This window comes from Photobacterium sp. SP02, from assembly GCF_038519165.1.
In the GTDB taxonomy this organism is placed as follows: domain Bacteria; phylum Pseudomonadota; class Gammaproteobacteria; order Enterobacterales; family Vibrionaceae; genus Photobacterium; species Photobacterium halotolerans.
Genome location: NZ_JASJOJ010000004.1, coordinates 1 through 15,989 on the forward strand (window position 1 = coordinate 1; position 15,989 = coordinate 15,989).

Annotated in this window: 16 protein-coding genes and 1 tRNA gene; 7 read left to right on the forward strand and 10 right to left on the reverse strand. The window is 51.4% G+C overall.

Translation table 11 applies throughout. The annotated features are described in order from the left end of the window. The 3 genes from P0Y67_RS02685 to pepA form a co-directional block, all read right to left on the reverse strand. A partial coding sequence (locus tag P0Y67_RS02685) for a class I tRNA ligase family protein (RefSeq protein ID WP_342390644.1) occupies positions 1-709 on the reverse strand: 709 nt, incomplete at its 3' end. 26 nt (positions 710-735) lie between these two features. Beyond that, positions 736-1,176 (reverse strand): DNA polymerase III subunit chi, encoded by a 441-nt coding sequence (locus P0Y67_RS02690; protein WP_337114355.1) that lies wholly within the window; start codon positions 1,174-1,176, stop codon positions 736-738. 49 nt (positions 1,177-1,225) lie between these two features. Then, positions 1,226-2,734 carry a leucyl aminopeptidase gene (gene pepA, locus P0Y67_RS02695; protein ID WP_120511720.1) on the reverse strand — a complete coding sequence of 503 codons (1,509 nt, stop codon included), beginning with the start codon at positions 2,732-2,734 and terminating at the stop codon, positions 1,226-1,228. A gap of 193 nt (positions 2,735-2,927) precedes the next feature. Here pepA and lptF point away from each other — a divergent pair, with 193 nt between their 5' ends. After that, positions 2,928-4,028: an LPS export ABC transporter permease LptF gene (gene lptF / locus P0Y67_RS02700; protein WP_342390645.1), complete on the forward strand. Its 1,101-nt coding sequence runs from the start codon at positions 2,928-2,930 to the stop codon at positions 4,026-4,028. Further along, positions 4,028-5,098, forward strand: a complete 1,071-nt coding sequence (gene lptG, locus P0Y67_RS02705; RefSeq protein WP_337114353.1) for an LPS export ABC transporter permease LptG — start codon at positions 4,028-4,030, stop codon at positions 5,096-5,098. Before lptF ends, lptG begins: the two co-directional genes overlap by 1 nt. Positions 5,099-5,161: 63 nt before the next feature. Here lptG and P0Y67_RS02710 read toward each other — a convergent pair whose 3' ends face one another. Next, on the reverse strand, positions 5,162-5,656 hold the full coding sequence (locus tag P0Y67_RS02710; RefSeq protein WP_342390646.1) for an RDD family protein: 495 nt from the start codon (positions 5,654-5,656) through the stop codon (positions 5,162-5,164). Between the two features lie 253 nt (positions 5,657-5,909). Between P0Y67_RS02710 and P0Y67_RS02715 the strand changes: the two genes are divergently transcribed. Beyond that, positions 5,910-5,996 (forward strand) — tRNA-Leu (locus P0Y67_RS02715). Positions 5,997-6,146: 150 nt separating this feature from the next. Here P0Y67_RS02715 and P0Y67_RS02720 read toward each other — a convergent pair. The 5 genes from P0Y67_RS02720 to P0Y67_RS02740 all read right to left on the reverse strand — a co-directional run bounded on the left by P0Y67_RS02720 (position 6,147) and on the right by P0Y67_RS02740 (position 11,624). Then, on the reverse strand, positions 6,147-6,851 hold the full coding sequence (locus tag P0Y67_RS02720) for an SDR family oxidoreductase (RefSeq protein ID WP_342390647.1): 705 nt from the start codon (positions 6,849-6,851) through the stop codon (positions 6,147-6,149). Positions 6,852-6,893: 42 nt separating this feature from the next. Continuing rightward, complete coding sequence (locus tag P0Y67_RS02725) at positions 6,894-7,394, reverse strand: hypothetical protein (protein WP_342390648.1); 501 nt, start codon at positions 7,392-7,394, stop codon at positions 6,894-6,896. Positions 7,395-7,688: 294 nt separating this feature from the next. Further along, positions 7,689-8,660: an alpha/beta fold hydrolase gene (locus P0Y67_RS02730; protein WP_342390649.1), complete on the reverse strand. Its 972-nt coding sequence runs from the start codon at positions 8,658-8,660 to the stop codon at positions 7,689-7,691. 210 nt (positions 8,661-8,870) lie between these two features. Beyond that, positions 8,871-9,515 (reverse strand): response regulator transcription factor, encoded by a 645-nt coding sequence (locus P0Y67_RS02735; protein WP_342390650.1) that lies wholly within the window; start codon positions 9,513-9,515, stop codon positions 8,871-8,873. A gap of 24 nt (positions 9,516-9,539) precedes the next feature. Continuing rightward, positions 9,540-11,624 (reverse strand): GAF domain-containing protein, encoded by a 2,085-nt coding sequence (locus tag P0Y67_RS02740; protein WP_342390651.1) that lies wholly within the window; start codon positions 11,622-11,624, stop codon positions 9,540-9,542. A 258-nt stretch (positions 11,625-11,882) separates the two neighbouring features. Here P0Y67_RS02740 and P0Y67_RS02745 point away from each other — a divergent pair, with 258 nt between their 5' ends. From P0Y67_RS02745 to P0Y67_RS02760, 4 genes are all read left to right on the forward strand, one after another. Further along, entirely contained in the window at positions 11,883-12,515 is a 633-nt protein-coding gene (locus P0Y67_RS02745; protein ID WP_342390652.1) for a MarC family protein, read from the forward strand. Positions 12,516-12,698: 183 nt separating this feature from the next. Then, a complete protein-coding gene (locus P0Y67_RS02750) occupies positions 12,699-13,286 on the forward strand; it encodes an outer membrane beta-barrel protein (RefSeq protein WP_342390653.1) in 588 nt (195 codons plus the stop codon). A gap of 264 nt (positions 13,287-13,550) precedes the next feature. After that, positions 13,551-13,997, forward strand: coding sequence for an Hsp20/alpha crystallin family protein (locus tag P0Y67_RS02755; protein WP_337114348.1), 447 nt, complete (start codon positions 13,551-13,553; stop codon positions 13,995-13,997). 97 nt (positions 13,998-14,094) lie between these two features. Next, complete coding sequence (locus tag P0Y67_RS02760; protein ID WP_342390654.1) at positions 14,095-14,544, forward strand: cytochrome C; 450 nt, start codon at positions 14,095-14,097, stop codon at positions 14,542-14,544. Positions 14,545-14,573: 29 nt separating this feature from the next. Here P0Y67_RS02760 and P0Y67_RS02765 read toward each other — a convergent pair whose 3' ends face one another. Continuing rightward, entirely contained in the window at positions 14,574-15,776 is a 1,203-nt protein-coding gene (locus P0Y67_RS02765; RefSeq protein ID WP_342390655.1) for a hypothetical protein, read from the reverse strand. Between the last annotated feature and the right edge of the window lie 213 nt (positions 15,777-15,989).

The window sequence follows — 15,989 nt, forward strand, 5'->3', positions numbered from 1 at the left end:
TATTTTTGCTGCCAGGCGGCCTCCAGCGCAGTTTGCCAGCTGGGGTGGTCGCAACCACGATGTAGTCTTTCCCGTCTGCGGTTTTGACACCGTCGGCCAGCGGGTAGCGGAAGTGCCACATGTGGCCCTTCTTGTCTTTGTTCTCAACTTCCAGATCGGAAATCGCGGTGTGCAGTTTCGGATCCCAGTTAACCAGGCGTTTGCCGCGGTAAATCAGATCGTCTTCATACAGGCGCACGAAGACTTCACGCACGGCGTTCGACAGCCCTTCGTCCATGGTGAAGCGTTCGCGATCCCAGTCAACTGAGGCGCCCAGACGGCGCAGCTGCTTGGTAATGGTGCCGCCGGATTCGCCTTTCCATTCCCAGATCTTGTCGATGAAGGCATCACGACCGTAATCGTGCTTGGTTTTGCCTTCTTCTGCGGCGATCTTACGCTCCACAACCATCTGAGTCGCGATACCCGCGTGGTCAGTACCGACCTGCCACAGGGTGTTTTTACCTTTCATGCGCTCACAGCGGATCAGGGTATCCATGATGGAATCCTGGAACGCGTGGCCCATGTGCAGGCTGCCCGTGACGTTTGGCGGTGGGATCATGATGCTGTAGGCATCTTTCGTCGTGTCACCGTGAGGCTTGAAGTAACCTGCCTCTTCCCAGCGCTTGTACAGCGCTTGTTCAATCGATTGTGGGTTGTATGTCTTTTCCATAGCGCTCTTGATGGATCTAGGTGGAATTAGGGCGATTCAGGCGCAGGTGTGGTCTGCAATTGAATGCCTGCCAACCGGTACGCTTTATAGCGTTCGCGGGCCTGCTGCTTGAGTTTTTCATCGCAAGGCACGAAGTCTACCACTTGTGCAAAGGTCACGGCAAAATTTGGTGCATCCTGACTGAGATTGATCAGGATTGCCCGGCGGCCGCTGTGTCGCAGGCCGGGCCAGCCGATTTCAACCGGAGAACCCTGTCTGGGGCCTTCTCCAATCAGGTTGTGGGGCACGAAGTTGTCGGGATCTTGCTGCCAGAGGTATTCGTCCAGCCATTCGGCCTGCGCACGGGTTTCCGCCAGCAGGAACACAGACTGGCCTTGCTGATACCACCATGCTGCTTGCTGACCGGCCAGTTTCAGCCTCGCCTCCGGTGCGGCGTCGTCAATGATATAAAAGGTAGCATGGCTCATAATGTCTTATCCGAAAAAAGGGGCCGGCTGGCCCCTCTGTCGATGATGGTTAATCGAGGTTTTCCAGCCCGGCCCGGTTGAGCAGGAACTGGACCAGCAAAGGGACCGGACGTCCGGTGGCGCCTTTGTTTTTGCCGCCTGTCCAGGCCGTCCCGGCGATATCCAGGTGCGCCCAGTTATACTTCTTGGTGAAGCGCGACAGGAAGCACCCCGCGGTAATCGTACCCGCGCCCGGTGTACCAATGTTGGCCAGATCTGCAAACGGACTTGCCAGCTGTTCCTGGTATTCATCGTTCATTGGCAGACGCCATGCGCGGTCACCGGCCTGTTCCGAGGCGTTGACCAGCTCATGGGCCAGCGGGTTATGGTTAGCCATCAGACCGCTGATGTGATTGCCCAGGGCGACCACACAGGCGCCGGTCAGGGTGGCGACGTCAATCACGCACTCAGGCTCAAAGCGCTCAACGTAAGTCAGTGCGTCACACAGTACCAGACGGCCTTCGGCGTCGGTATTGAGCACTTCCACGGTTTGTCCTGACATGGTGGTCAGAATGTCACCCGGACGGTAGGCATTGCCGCCCGGCATGTTTTCACAGCCTGCCAGCACGCCGATCACATTGATGGGCAGATTCAGTTTCGCCAGGGAGCGCATGGCACCGAAGACGGTTGCTGCGCCGCACATGTCGTATTTCATTTCGTCCATGTTGGCTGACGGTTTGATGGAAATACCGCCTGAGTCAAACGTCAACCCTTTACCGACCAGCACCAGCGGCTTGGCATTCGGGTCTGGATGGCCTTTGTACTCAATGATCGACATCATGGCTTCATTTTTCGAGCCCTGGCCCACGGCCAGATACGAGGTCATGCCCAGCTCTTTCATTTCCTGCTCGCCAATGATTTTGGTGCTGACGGTGTCGAAGTCGTCTGCCAGTCGGCGGGCCTGGGAGGCCAGGTAGGCTGGATTCGCCACGTTAGGCGGCATATTGCCCAGATCTTTCGCTGCGCGGACACCTGAAGCGATCGCCAGACCATGGCTGATAGCACGCTCACCCAGTGACAGTTCGCGGCGGGTCGGCACATTGAACACCAGCTTGCGCAGCGGGCGGCGGGTTTCCGGCTTGGTGCTCTTGAACTGGTTAAAGGTGTAGAGGCTGTCTTTGGTGGTCTCAACCGCCTGACGGACTTTCCAGTAGGTATCGCGGCCTTTAACGTGCAGTTCAGTCAGGAAGCAGACGGCTTCCATTGACCCGGTTTCATTCAGCGTGCTAATAGTTTGCTTAATAATTTGTTTGTACTGACGTTCATCCAGCTCACGCTCTTTACCACAGCCAACGAGCAGAACGCGCTCGGAAAGAACGTTCGGGACATGGTGAAGCAACAGCATCTGGCCAGGCTTTCCTTCCAGATCACCACGACGCAGCAGGGAACTGATGTAACCCTCGCTGATCTTATCCAGTTGTTCAGCAATTGGAGAGAGGCGGCGTGGTTCAAAGACGCCAACGACGATACAGGCACTGCGCTGTTTCTCGGGGCTACCACTTTTTACACTGAACTCCATGCGTACTCCTACATCCTATAAAGACAATTAGGGCTAAATGTTAGATAATACCGCACTTACTTGTTGGTTCTTGAATTCAGGTTAAGATCAAAGTGCAGGCTGACAGTTAGCCGAAAGATAAAAAAATAACTGATTTACCGGAAAATTATAGTGATTCCAGCAAAAAAACAAGTTTTCTATGGGTATATAACGCGTGATTATTGTTCGTTATTTGACACGTGAGACAATCAAGAGCCAGGTCGCGGTCCTTTTTGTATTGTTTCTTATCTTTATCAGTCAGAAGTTTATCCGCATTCTGGCTGATGCGACAGACGGATCCATTCCCGGTGATCTGGTCCTGACCCTGATGGGGCTTTACATGCCCTCGATGGCGATGCTGATGCTGCCGCTGAGTTTATATATCGGGATCCTGCTCACTTTTGGACGATTATATGCCGAAAGTGAAATCACGGTAATGAATGCAACCGGTATCGGGAATACTTTCCTGATCCGGGCAGCATTGTGGCTTGCGATTATCACAGGGGCCATTGCGGCGTTCAATGCGCTGTGGCTGGCGCCCTGGAGTGCCGAAAAAGAAACCCAGGTCATGGAAAAGGTGGAAGCCGATTCTGGGCTGGATCTGCTGGTGAAAGGCCAGTTTCAGGGCGCACCGGATGGCCGTGGCGTGGTCTTTGTCGATGATATTTCTGACAAGGGCAGCAAGCTGCACCGGGTATTCGTCGCACAGCCGACCGCCAGTGACACATTGCGCCCCAGTGTGATGTTTGCCAACAGCGGTACTGTGGATGTACTCAAAGATGGCCGCCAGGTCCTCGATTTGCAGGACGGCGTTCGCTATGAAGGGCTGCCGACCCGTCTGGACTATTCCATCACGGCTTTTGATAATTATCAGGCGGTGATCGGCCAGCGCGCAATCAAAGAAAAAGATCGTGACTGGGATGCCTTGCCGACCCTGGCCCTGATGCAGCGGCCAGAACTGGCGGCCCAGGCCGAGTTCCAGTGGCGGATGTCTCTGGTGATCTGTATCCCGCTGCTGACTATGGTGGTGGTGCCTTTATCGGCGGTGAATCCGCGTCAGGGCCGTTTTGCCAAACTGGTGCCTGCGGTGCTGATCTATCTTTGTTATTTCCTGGCGATCAGCGCAGCGAAATCGGCGGTGGAAGATGGTGGGCTGCCGGTCGGTGTTGGCTTGTGGAGTATTAATATTCTCATGCTGTTCGTGGCAATTGGACTCAATAGCTGGGATTCGCTGCCAATGCGACAATTCAGAGACAAATTCCGGAGACGCGGCTGATGTTTAAAATTCTCGACTGGTACATTGGCCGTACCATTATTGCCACTTCTGCCCTGACGCTGTCGACCCTGGTGGGCCTGTCAGCCATCATCAAATACGTGGAACAGCTGCGTAAAGTGGGCGACGGGACGTACGATCTCTGGAAAGCACTGCTCTTTGTGCTGCTCAGCGCGCCACGTGATATCGAAATGTTCTTCCCGATGGCGGTGTTGCTGGGAGCGCTGATCGGTCTGGGGACACTGGCGTCCAGCTCAGAGCTGGTGGTCATGCAGGCCGCAGGCTTTTCTAAACTGGACATCGGTCTGTCGGTACTGAAAACCGCTGTGCCACTGATGCTGCTGGTGATGGTGCTGGGGCAGTGGGGAGCGCCGGAGGCGCAGAAAGCAGCGCGGGAATTACGTGCGATCTGGACCTCTGGCGGCAATGTGTTTTCGGTACAGCGCGGGGTCTGGGCTAAAGATGATAACGACTTTATTTACATTGGCCGGATTCATGAGCAGACCAATCTCAACGCGATAAACATCTGGGAATTTGATGAAAAAGACGTGCTGAAAGACAGTTTGTTCGCCCGCTCTGCGACTTTTCTCGACGGACAAGGCTGGGAGCTGAAAGATGTCACTGTGACCCATATTGGCGAAGAAAAGCAGGAAAATACCCATTACGACACCAAAATCTGGCAGACCAGTCTGACCCCGGATAAGCTGGCGGTGGTCACAGTCAAACCGGAGGAACTGGCCCTCTCTGGCGTCTATGACTATGTGCAGTATTTAAAAGACACCAAGCAAGATGCTTCCCGTTACGAGCTCGCTTTCTGGCGTAAAGCCCTGCAGCCGTTCTCAATCGCCGTCATGATGCTGCTGGCACTGTCTTTTGTTTTCGGTCCGTTACGTTCCGTGACGATGGGCGCGCGGGTGCTGTCCGGGGTGATCTTCGGGTTTGCTTTCTACATTTCTAATGAAGTGTTCGGCCCGCTGAGTATGGTGTACCGTTTGCACCCGGTGATTGGCGCGTTGGGGCCGAGTTTAGTGTTCCTGTTTATTACCCTCTATCTGCTGCGGCGCAAGCTTTAGATGCAATCGCAGTAACGCAAAAGGCGCCGTTTGGGCGCCTTTTTTGTGCGTTTGATCTGCCGATCAGTTGGGCTTTGGCAGTAACACCATTTCACATTCGGCCATCAAATCCTGCAGCGACTGTTTGGTGTGGCTGAAAGGCACCAGCAAATTGCCCAGACCAAAGGCTGATGTTGCCATGCGGATCAGGGCCTGGGTAAAACGGATATTTGAACCATCGGCATTTTGAATGCGCAGCTTCCAGGCGCGCATGCCCAGCGTCTGGCCAGCCTTACACCAGAAATAGCCAAAGAAGGCGACTATGGTTCCCCCCAGATACACAGAGTATATCGGTGCAGCAACCGGGTGTCGGGTGAGGTATTCACTGGCATCGGCATAGTTCCCCAGGCTCAGTGCGCCACTGCTGAGCAGCAGCGCAATCACGGCCATGGCAAGACCACCTGCCAGCATCAGCACCGCAGCGACGACCAGTGCGTCATAAATCCAGGCCCCGATGCGGCGAAACAGCCCCGGGTATTGTTTGGTTTGCGTCATGTCCTTTTTCACTGTTGTTGCCATGGTTCCACCACAAAGAGTAAAGAGAGCAGGCAAGCCTACCTGCCCTAAAAAACTGCGGCACAGTGTAGCAATAGTTCCAGGCTCAGGGTACTCAAGTTGCGCGTTACCGTGCGATTGCAACAGATAGTGTCGATTGGATTGGCAACGGAATGCTGTGAAAAATGCCGGAGCGACGAAAAAAGCAGCAAACGATCGATCGCTCTTCATAAAGTCGCTTGCACATCAACACCGTATACGTATAATCAGCGTCATTGCCCGGGTGGCGAAATTGGTAGACGCAGCGGATTCAAAATCCGCCGGTGGTAACACTGTGCCGGTTCAAGTCCGGCCCCGGGCACCAACTTCAACGACAAAGCCTCGACGAAAGTCGGGGCTTTGTCGTTTCTGCCGCTCAAAAACTTACGCTCGCTTTTTTCTTGTCATCAACCTGCGAGAAGCGAGCTTAAGCCTTTTTCTTCTCCGCTTTCGTGTTTAATGCCGTGCGAGGGCATCATTCTGCAGCCAGTAAATAAACTTGCGGGTGCGGCGATAATGCTTGGTGCACCTGCTTCGTAATATCATCTGCCAGCACTTGCATATCCCCCTGCTGCAAACCGTCAAAAGCGGCATTGACCACGGATCCTGCTGTGACTTTGGGGGCATCTATGCCGGTCGTCAGATCGGTATCAATAAAACCAGCGTGTAAACCTAGCACATGGGTATGCTGGGCTGTCAGCTCCTGACGCAGTGCATTGGTTAATGACCAGGCCGCCGATTTGGTTGCTGCATATGTTGCCAGCAAAGGCCCAGTGATCCAGCTGCCCACAGACAACACGTTGATAATTGCGCCGCCGCCATGTTGCGCGAGCACTGGCGCAAATGCCCGGGTTAAGCGTAGTGGCCCCAGCACATTGACATCTAATTGGCGCTGAAACATCGCTTCAGCACCTATGTTTAAAAAGCTGCCCGTTTCGGCAATACCCGCATTATTGATCAGTAGGGTCACATCGGTGCACTGCGCGACAGCACTGGCAATATCTTCTTCACTGGTCACATCCAGCTTTACGGCAATCACCCCCGGTAAGGTGACACTTTTGGGATCGCGCGCCCCGGCATACACTTTGCGCGCTCCGCGGGCCAGTGCTTCGGTAGCAAAGGCGAGGCCTAGCCCACGGTTGGCGCCGCTGATAAAAACGACTGCATCGTTGAGTTGCATAGTTTGCTCCTTGTATACACGTTGATATAAAGCGGATAGCTGTTAAGTCCTCTGGCGTATTTTAGTGGCAGTTGGCGGCAGTGCCGGTAATCGCTTTGTTGCCTTAAAACCGATAACGACAAACAGCAGGAATACCAGTGTTTGTACCGTAATGAAGGGGAATTCAGTCTGGGTGGGTGCCAGAGCACGTAATCCGGGTATTTTTAGAAAAATCTGTACCACCGCAACAAAGGTATTGAAATATAAAGTAATGGTAGCCGTAATGGCATAAGTGGCACGCCAGCGGAGCTGCAGTTTTTTTATGTACCAGGCGTGGATTGCCAGTCCTAGCGTCAGCAATGATAGTAACCCAATGATATGCGATGGCAGCAGTTGGTCGGCTGGTAGGATAAAACCGGTCAGGCTGGTTGCCAGGGAAGTTAGAAGAAATAGTGTGGTCCAGCCTTTTAGATGCTTAGCTGCCAGTATGGACAGCATAGTAATAAAACCAGTAATAAGAGCAATAATGCTCAGCACCACATGGATCAGTAAAAAAATATCCATTGAACTCTTCCTGTTGAACAGGTGTTGCGTTGCAAGCACTGCGCCAGTGCGGCGCAATTCTCAGTATCGGTTATCTGACAATTGGCAATATAGTAAGCTTGTACCTCAGCACTGACCCCGTTAAATATGCTGCGGTGTTATTGAATCCGTATCTGACAGCGGCCTGCTTGAACTTATGTAAGGCCGATAATCCACTGCGAAAATAGTCACACTGTATATCAATGACGATGAGTCCCGTTTTTGTCATTGCAGTAACACGCCTATAATGCCGTAAAATGATGGTTAGGTAAGTTGTCAGCCTTTGATGAAAGCCAACACGTCCTGGTTAAAGCGCTCAGCTTCAATTTTGGCCAAGCCGTGAGATGAGCCTTTATATATTTTGAGTGTGGCGTGTTTGACCAGTTTGGCTGATTCCAGTGCGGAAGCCTCAATGGGGACAATTTGGTCATCATCGCCATGCAAAATCAACGTAGGTTTGTCTATTTTCTTCAGGTCGTCGCTGTAGTCGACTTCCGAAAATTCGTGGATACAATCAAGCTGACCTTTTAAGCCCCCCATCATGCCTTGCAGCCAGAATGCTTCACGCACCCCTTCGGATACTTTCGCCCCAGAGCGATTGTAACCGTAGAACGGCATTGTCACGTCTTTATAGAACTGAGATCGATTTTCCAGCGTGCCTTCGCGGATGCCGTCAAACACATCGATCGGTAATCCTTTAGGGTTATTTTCTGTTTTGAGCATCAAGGGAGGAACAGCCCCAACCAACACCACTTTGGCAACCCGGTCGGTACCATGTCGGCCAAGATAATGTGCCACTTCACCACCGCCGGTTGAGTGACCAATCATAATCAGATTGTTCAGATCCAGTTGATTGATTAACTCGGCAAGATCGTCTGCATACTGATCCATATTATTGCCGTGCCAAGTTTGAGATGAACGACCATGACTTCGTCGATCATGTGCAATCACTCTATATCCCTGGTGACCAAAAAACACCAGCTGGTTATCCCAGTCATCGCTGCTCAGTGGCCAGCCATGACTAAAAAGAATCGGTTGGCCCTTTCCCCAGTCTTTGTAGTAAATCTGGGTGCCATCAGAAGTCGTGATCATGCTCATAGTCTGGTCTCCTTGCGTTGTGGCGTTCTGAGAAGGATTAGCTGAAGATACTGCTGTCAGACCCGCCGCCGCAGCCAGGCCAGCGCCAGTTTTCAGAAATTGCCGTCGTGGCACATTGACAGGTCGCGACAGTGGGAGGTTGTTGTTCATAGGTTATTCCTTGGTAAGCATCGCAAGACACACTTTGCTCTGCCAAACCAACGATTGAAGCAAACACTGCACATAGCTTGACTGAGCCCCAGACTAAGCATCTGGCAAAACGCATCAAATCGCCATGCTTCCAAAGAGTGCTTTGAAACTGTCGAAAAAGGATGAAGTGAATATCGTTCTTTTGGCTGAGGTCAGCAGGGGGAATGCGTTTCAGATTTGGATAAGGCCTCGGCGCAAGGCTGTTGCAATCGCCTCAGTGCGACTAATTACGTTCAATTTATTGAAAATATTACGCAGGTGTGATTTTACCGTCGTTTCACTGATAAACAGGATCGCCGCCATCTCGCGATTGCTTTTACCTGAGGCGAGCAGCGCTAATACGGCCTGTTCTCGTTCTGTCAACGGCTGTTCTGTCAATTCACTGGCCAGCCTGATGGTGACGTCGGCAGGAAAAGCCAGTTGGCCGGCATGTACGGTACGAATACATTGCAGCAGTTCTTCACGACGCGCTTCTTTTTGCAAATACCCTTTAGCACCAGCTTTTATTGCCCGGCAGATATCATTGTCGGTATTAAAGGTAGTCAGCAAAATCACCCGCGCGCTCGTGTCCAGCCGACGGATCTCAGCAATAGCGCTGGCGCCATCTAAGTGGGGCATCCGCATGTCCAGCAAGGCAATATCAGGCTTATGTTGTTGCCATAGTGCCACTGCCATAGCCCCGTCAGACGCTTGGGCTACCACACACATATCCTGCTGGCGGCCGATAATTGCTGCCAGCCCCTCAAGCACAGTCACGTGGTCGTCTGCAATCAGTACCCGTATACATTGTCCGCTTTGTGACTGAAACGATGACATTCGTGCTCTCCTTGAGTTTGAAATTTATAGCGATAAACGCAGTTCCAGCCGTGTTCCTGCGCCGGGTGCACTGTAAATATGCACCTCAGCCCCCATCAGTTGTGCACGTTCGCGAATGCCTATCAGGCCGTAACCGTCGTTGGTTCGATGTAAATCAAAACCACAGCCATTATCTTGCATGATCAGTTGCACATCGCAGACTGAATAACGTGCACTGAGCGCAAACTCGCTAGCAGCAGCATAGCGAAGACAGTTGGTCAGTACTTCTTGCACGATACGTAAAATATTATCTTCTAGTATCTGTGGTAGGCTCGGAGCGGTTCCCTGTTCGATGTATTGCAGTCGGATTTGCTGCCCACTCAAGATTAAATGGCACAGTTCCCTTAAAGCAATGCTCAAGTTTTTTTCTTCCAATACCAGCGGCCTTAATGCCTGCACCGAACGCTTGGCTTCGTGCAAACTTTGTCTGGCCAAATCGTTTGCTTGTTGTATATGTTGCTCCAGTTGTCCGGGCTGACTACTGTTCAGTACATCAGCAGCCGCTTCCAACTGCAGGATCACACCTGTCATTCCTTGTGCCAGCGTATCGTGAATGTCACGCGCTAGCCGACAACGTTCAGCTATCACTGCAGCTTCCTGATTACAGACAGAAAGTCGGGACAGCTGCAGTACCAGCATCGTCTGCTGTGCAAGAGCCTGCGATAACATCAGTTCTTCCGGCAAAAATTGCCGCAACCCAGTGAATCCTGTGGCAAGGAGCCCTTCTACTTCACCTGAAACCAGCACCGGCACGATTAGCATGGTCTGCACGCCAAGATCTAACTGATGCTGACGACAGGGGAAATCGTTCATATTGCGAATATCGGTTAGCACCACTGGCTGTCGGGTCTGGCGCAGGTGTGGCCAGTGTTGCTGTAAATCCAGTACGGGAAAAATACTGCTTAAACTTGCATTATCGCGATCAAGTAATTTGTCTTGCTCAAAGCCGTATGCAAAGGCGAACAGTGGTGAGCCGGTATCTTGCAACCAGACACAGCAGCTAGTCGCCCCCAATTGTGTGGTGATGGTGCGAAGTGCATGTTCGATCAGCTTATCCGGCTCAGTCTCCTGCGCCAGTGAGTCCAGCATGTGGGTCAGCGCTTGTAACTGATCCCGTGCCAGCTTCTCTGATGCTTTTAATGCCGCCGCAGATTGAATTCGATCACTGATATCCTGCACCGCTCCGGCCCATTCCACTAATTCGCCCGTTTCATTACGTAACGCATTGGCCGCCACCTGCAGGTGCTTTACCCGACCATCGGGTAACAATAAGCGGCATTCGAAGCTGAAATCCTGCTGCTGGCCAAACAGCATATGAAGGAACAAAGCGACATCGTCCGGATGTATCCTCTCGCGTACCATAATTGGTGAGATATAGCCGTCAGGTTCAAATTCGTAAATTCGGCGGGTTTCGGCGGAAAAAATGATTTCGCCACTAATTGGGTAATAGCTAAAACTACCGGTAGCACTGAGCCGTTGCGCTCTTGCCAGCGATGCTTCGCTGCGCAGCAACTTGTCTTGTATCTGAGTACGTTCAATGGCAATGCTGGCCAGATGTACAAACTTTTTTATCAGCTGTTGCTGTAACAATGTCGGTAGGCACGGTTGTTGATAATAAATAGCGAAACTGCCCAGCGCGGCATCGGCTGATGACAAAATGGGCGTTGACCAGCAGGCGTGTAGATCATAAGCCAATGCATGGCGGCACCAGGCATGCAGATTTGGATGGGATTCTTTTGTAATATCGGCAATGATAACCTGTTCTTTTAGTTTGGCTGCAATCGCACAGGGGCCTGCTGCAGACTGTACCGTCTGGCCATGGAGAAATTCGCTATATCCTGTTGGGATACTGGGGGCGACACAATACTGTAAACGGGAACCTCTGCTATCCAGTACGACTATACTGCAGCGACAGTCGGCGATAGTCTGCTCTACAAGTTGACACAAAACGTGGAGAATGTGCGGAAGTGGGGCGTTTCGTGATGTCATTTCAAGCAAATGCTTTTCACCTGCCAGCAAGGCGGTTTTAGCGTAAATGGGGATGTCGTGATTCAGTAAGTCCGGTTTCATACTGACTCTTGCAATATTCTCGCAGCTAAATTCAGAGTATGGAACATAACACGACGAGCGCACAGAAAAGCGGCCATATAGCTCCGCAATATCTGCGGCGCTGTTGACACAGAGTAACCGAGCGTTTTCTCTGTGCGACGGGTTGATTCAGATCTGACAAATGGTTGTTGTTGTATCCTTAACGGATCCGGCAATGATCAGTGAACGTCAGGATAAAAAATGACATGGGTTTCTGCACGGTGAAGACAAGGAAGCGATATGATCGATCTGGTGACTTTAGGGGTAACGGTGTTCATGGGCTTTTTTGCCATCATGAACCCGATCGCCAATACGGCGGTATTTACCGGGCTGACCGCCAGCCAATCCCCGCATGAAAAGAAGCAAACGGCCATCAAGGCGCTGACTGCTGCGTTTTTCATTGTTGCGGCGTTCAGTCTGCTCGGAAAAGGGATATTCCAGCTGTTCGGGATCACTTTACCGGCGCTGAGAATGGCCGGGGGAATATTAGTCTTTATGGTGGGTTATCACATGCTGCAGGGAAGCAGTTCTTCCTTGCAGACACAGAGCCCCAGCAAGGCGGCTGAGGACGTCTCTATTTCGCCGCTGGCGATCCCGATTCTGGCGGGGCCGGGCACCATAGCAACCGCCATGAACTACTCAGCCGCAGAAAGCCTGCTGCATATTCTGATCACGATTTCTGCGTTCGGGGTGTTGTGCCTGATTACCTTGCTGTGCTTTTTGTATGCCCCAAAGCTGGTGGCATTTCTGGGGAAAGACGGCGTGAATGTGATCACCCGAATCATGGGGTTACTCCTAACGGTCATCGCGATGCAGATGCTGATTCAGGGGGTGCATGATGCGATGCATCTGTTTACGCCGGCGGGCGGTTAATGCATTCAGGATGCATGATTGGCGAAATGTTGTAACGTGCTTATATCCTGATGGTTTCAAGGCGCAATGTCGGCTGAACATCAGCGCTGGTGCTGTGAGATTGTTCACTGTTTCAATCAATATAGTTGTTCCTGCTTGATATGAAACTAGTCTTTCATGTGTGGTTTATCATGGAGCGATTGGATGAAAGGTATCGGGCTGGGCTTTATCTTACTTTTGCCAGGCATGACCCTGGCGGCGCCGCATCATCATACCGTGAAGATGGTATATGTCGGTGGCGCGTATGGCGAGACAACATTAGATGTTTCCTCCGCTGATCGTGCGGAATATGAAGAAGCGGGTTTTTCCATCGATGACACCGACAAAGGCTACAAATTTTTCCTGGGCTACAGGATCAATCGTTACGCAGCTGTTGAAGGTTTTTTGGCAAATCTGGGTGAAGCAAAACTGAGTCATCAGGGTTCGGCGATTTCTGCATCTGTGGAAATGGACACCTGGGGCGGGGCGGTCCTTGGGGTTGTGCCTTTACATCCACAAATTGAAGCGTTTGCAAAGCTTGGGCTGCATGCTTGGGATATGAGCGCAAAAATGCAGGGCCAGACGCTGTTAGAGGATGATGGCACAGATGTGCTGTATGGGATTGGTGCCAGTTATATTTACTACCCGACCTATTCGGATGATGCCGTTTCTGTCCGTATCGAATATGAGCGCTTCGAGATGGACAAGGAGAGTGTGGATTTGTTCTCAGCGGGAATCAGCTATCACTTTTAACCTGACACCGACTCAGTGAACCCAGACTTGTCTGGGTTTTACTTGCAATAAGCCAGCCGTATCCCTATCTCTGTATGATAATTTAAGGTGTTGATATTTAGTCTTTTTATCAAGATTTTCAGTGTCTGTTTTCAGCCGGGCGCGTTTTTTCACCTTACTTTGATTTACATCAAGTCTGATGCCTGACGCATTTCCTCCCTCTTATTATACTTATACCTGATCAAATCGTCGGGGGTGAATCTTCTATGTGGAAGGAGGTTGAAAATGCGTACTGACGTTAAAAAAAGTGGTTTCCCTTCACTGCTGGACAATGATTTTGACAACTTGTTTCAAGGCTTCTTCCGGCCAGTGCTCGGCGGTGATTTTTTGAATCAAGCCAGTCAATTGCCTGCGGTGGATATTCATGAAACCCAAGACAATTATGTTCTGACTGCAGAGCTGCCTGGATTCAGTAAAGAGGATATTCAGGTATCGTTCCACAACGGTAAATTAACCATTGCCGCTGAACATAAAGAAGAAACCGAGAAAAAACAGGAAGGACAAGCTGTTTTGACAGAACGGCGCTACAACAGCTATTCGCGCACTTTCCAGTTCGGATCGAATATTGCTGAGCACGACATCGATGCGGCCTATCAGGATGGTGTATTGCGTCTGGTGATGCCAAAAACAGCGATAAGTGAGCCTGAAGTCCGGAAAATTGAAGTCCGTTAAACTTAGGGCGATATCATAAACATCAGGTGCGGGCAGCAATGCCGGCACCTGCTTCCAGTCAGACAGGGGATTTCCCCTGATATCGGAGGTCTGGAAAATGAAAACTTTTGTTCTCACCGCGTTATTTGTGACGATTGCAGGGCTGTCCGGATGTGACAGATCCAGTCAGGGCTTTAGCTTACCCCAGGGCAATGCTGAGCTGGGCGAACAGGTTTTTGTGAAGTACCAATGTCTGCGTTGCCACACGATGGCTGGCTATGAAGCAGAAGCCGAGACTCTGTCCGGTGCGCTGCAAACGCCGGTACAGCTTGGTGGACAGGTGAGTCGCATCCGGACTTATCCTGAGCTGGTGACTTCGGTGATTAACCCCTCACACAAACTCGCCGAAGGCTATGATGGGGCAGATATTCAGGTTGATGGCCAGTCTGTGATGCCGAACTTCAATGATGTGATGACGGTGACTGAGTTGGTGAATCTGGTGTATTTTCTGGAAGACCATTATGAGTTAGAACCCTATCCGCGTACAGACTATGTCAGCCCTCACTGAGTGTGTGTCTGCGTGGCTCACTGCTATTGCTACAGCGATTCGGCTGGAATAGCAAAAAGCACCACCAGCGCCAGAATGATGACCAGCAGAGTGAAAGCACACCTGAGCCATCTGCGCTTTGTGGTTGCCTGAATTTCCCCTGCCAGTAACCAGGCAGTCATGCATTGGGTGAGGTAGTAGAGCGCGAAGGCTTGCGAGGCGAGCGTGATGATTGAAAACAGGTTGGTACTCCAGATCAGGACAATGGCAAGACAGACGGCAACCGTGTAGCCTGTGCGCTCGCTGTGCTTTTTCTTGATCGCCTCATGAAATAACCCGCCAAAGCCTGCTGTGTCTGCAACGGCGGCACTGAACTGGCTCATCACGGCAGCAACAGTCAACAAAATGGGCAGCAATAAGCTTACCTGCTGGCTCATGGTGATAATGGCTGTTTCTGACGGTGAACTGTTGCTGATTGGAAGCAGAGAATGCGCCAGAGTGACAAAAACAAGGTATATCAAAGCGGATAACCACTGGGCATATTTCATTGTTTGGATGCGGTGTCTGGCTGAGTACGCACTGCCAAGGTAACGTGAGGTTTCAAATCCTTGAACCACCAGGAGCATGCCTGCGAGCAAACGCAATGCGTGGATAGGATCGCTGACGGGGGCCGAGGGAATAAATAATGACTCGGCAGGCGTTTGGAACTGATAGGCCGTCAGGCCAACCAGCAGGGCTGCGATGATACTGAGTTTGATGCTGACCGCAAATTCTTCAGCGACTTCCATGCCACTCAAGCCCCGGAAGACACCAGTGATAGCGATGCACAACAGGCAAACTGTTGCGATTGAGTTGGCGATGGCTATATGGGTGCTCATGTTGAATGCATGCAGCACGAAAGAGGCAAGTAACCTGATGTAAAAAGCGATAGAAATCAGGTAGGCAATGGAAAGTGTGAATTTGCTGGTATGTTCTATGACTTTTAATAGCGGCGCTGCCGGGTTGGCGTCTTTATCCAGCTGAGCAATGTTGAACCGAATGACCCAACCTATGCAATAAGCCAGCAAGACAATCAGTAGCATTGCAATTGTGCTCCAGGATCCGACGGCATAGCCGAGTAGTGGTGCAATCACCAGAAAGCCGCTGCCTATGATTGAGGCAAGTGGTGTCAGTGTGGCCCGCCAGATTTTGTTCTTTCGCATGCCCGGCAGTAGCAGTCCTGAGAGTACCATGGCCATGGTCAGCAGTAGCACGGCGTTCAGTAAAATACATCCCCCTTGATTTAAAGGTGTCTCTCCTTAAAAGGCAGAATTTTTAAGATCTTATGGTATTCAGTATAGGGTGCGATCAGGTGTCGCAAAGGTAAATTCAGGAATTTGTTAGGGGCAGATCATTGGTCAAGCGTAATCCGCTTTACAAGCCAAGGCGCAATGGGCGAGACTTCACCTGATATTATTATGGTCAAT

Coding starts and splice junctions, on each gene's coding strand:
- P0Y67_RS02690 (WP_337114355.1), bottom strand. CDS start 1,176: ATGAGCCATGCTACCTTTTATATCATTGACGACGCCGCACCGGAGGCG.
- pepA (WP_120511720.1), bottom strand. CDS start 2,734: ATGGAGTTCAGTGTAAAAAGTGGTAGCCCCGAGAAACAGCGCAGTGCC.
- lptG (WP_337114353.1), top strand. CDS start 4,028: ATGTTTAAAATTCTCGACTGGTACATTGGCCGTACCATTATTGCCACT.
- P0Y67_RS02710 (WP_342390646.1), bottom strand. CDS start 5,656: ATGGCAACAACAGTGAAAAAGGACATGACGCAAACCAAACAATACCCG.
- P0Y67_RS02720 (WP_342390647.1), bottom strand. CDS start 6,851: ATGCAACTCAACGATGCAGTCGTTTTTATCAGCGGCGCCAACCGTGGG.
- P0Y67_RS02725 (WP_342390648.1), bottom strand. CDS start 7,394: ATGGATATTTTTTTACTGATCCATGTGGTGCTGAGCATTATTGCTCTT.
- P0Y67_RS02730 (WP_342390649.1), bottom strand. CDS start 8,660: ATGAACAACAACCTCCCACTGTCGCGACCTGTCAATGTGCCACGACGG.
- P0Y67_RS02735 (WP_342390650.1), bottom strand. CDS start 9,515: ATGTCATCGTTTCAGTCACAAAGCGGACAATGTATACGGGTACTGATT.
- P0Y67_RS02740 (WP_342390651.1), bottom strand. CDS start 11,624: ATGAAACCGGACTTACTGAATCACGACATCCCCATTTACGCTAAAACC.
- P0Y67_RS02745 (WP_342390652.1), top strand. CDS start 11,883: ATGATCGATCTGGTGACTTTAGGGGTAACGGTGTTCATGGGCTTTTTT.
- P0Y67_RS02750 (WP_342390653.1), top strand. CDS start 12,699: ATGAAAGGTATCGGGCTGGGCTTTATCTTACTTTTGCCAGGCATGACC.
- P0Y67_RS02755 (WP_337114348.1), top strand. CDS start 13,551: ATGCGTACTGACGTTAAAAAAAGTGGTTTCCCTTCACTGCTGGACAAT.
- P0Y67_RS02760 (WP_342390654.1), top strand. CDS start 14,095: ATGAAAACTTTTGTTCTCACCGCGTTATTTGTGACGATTGCAGGGCTG.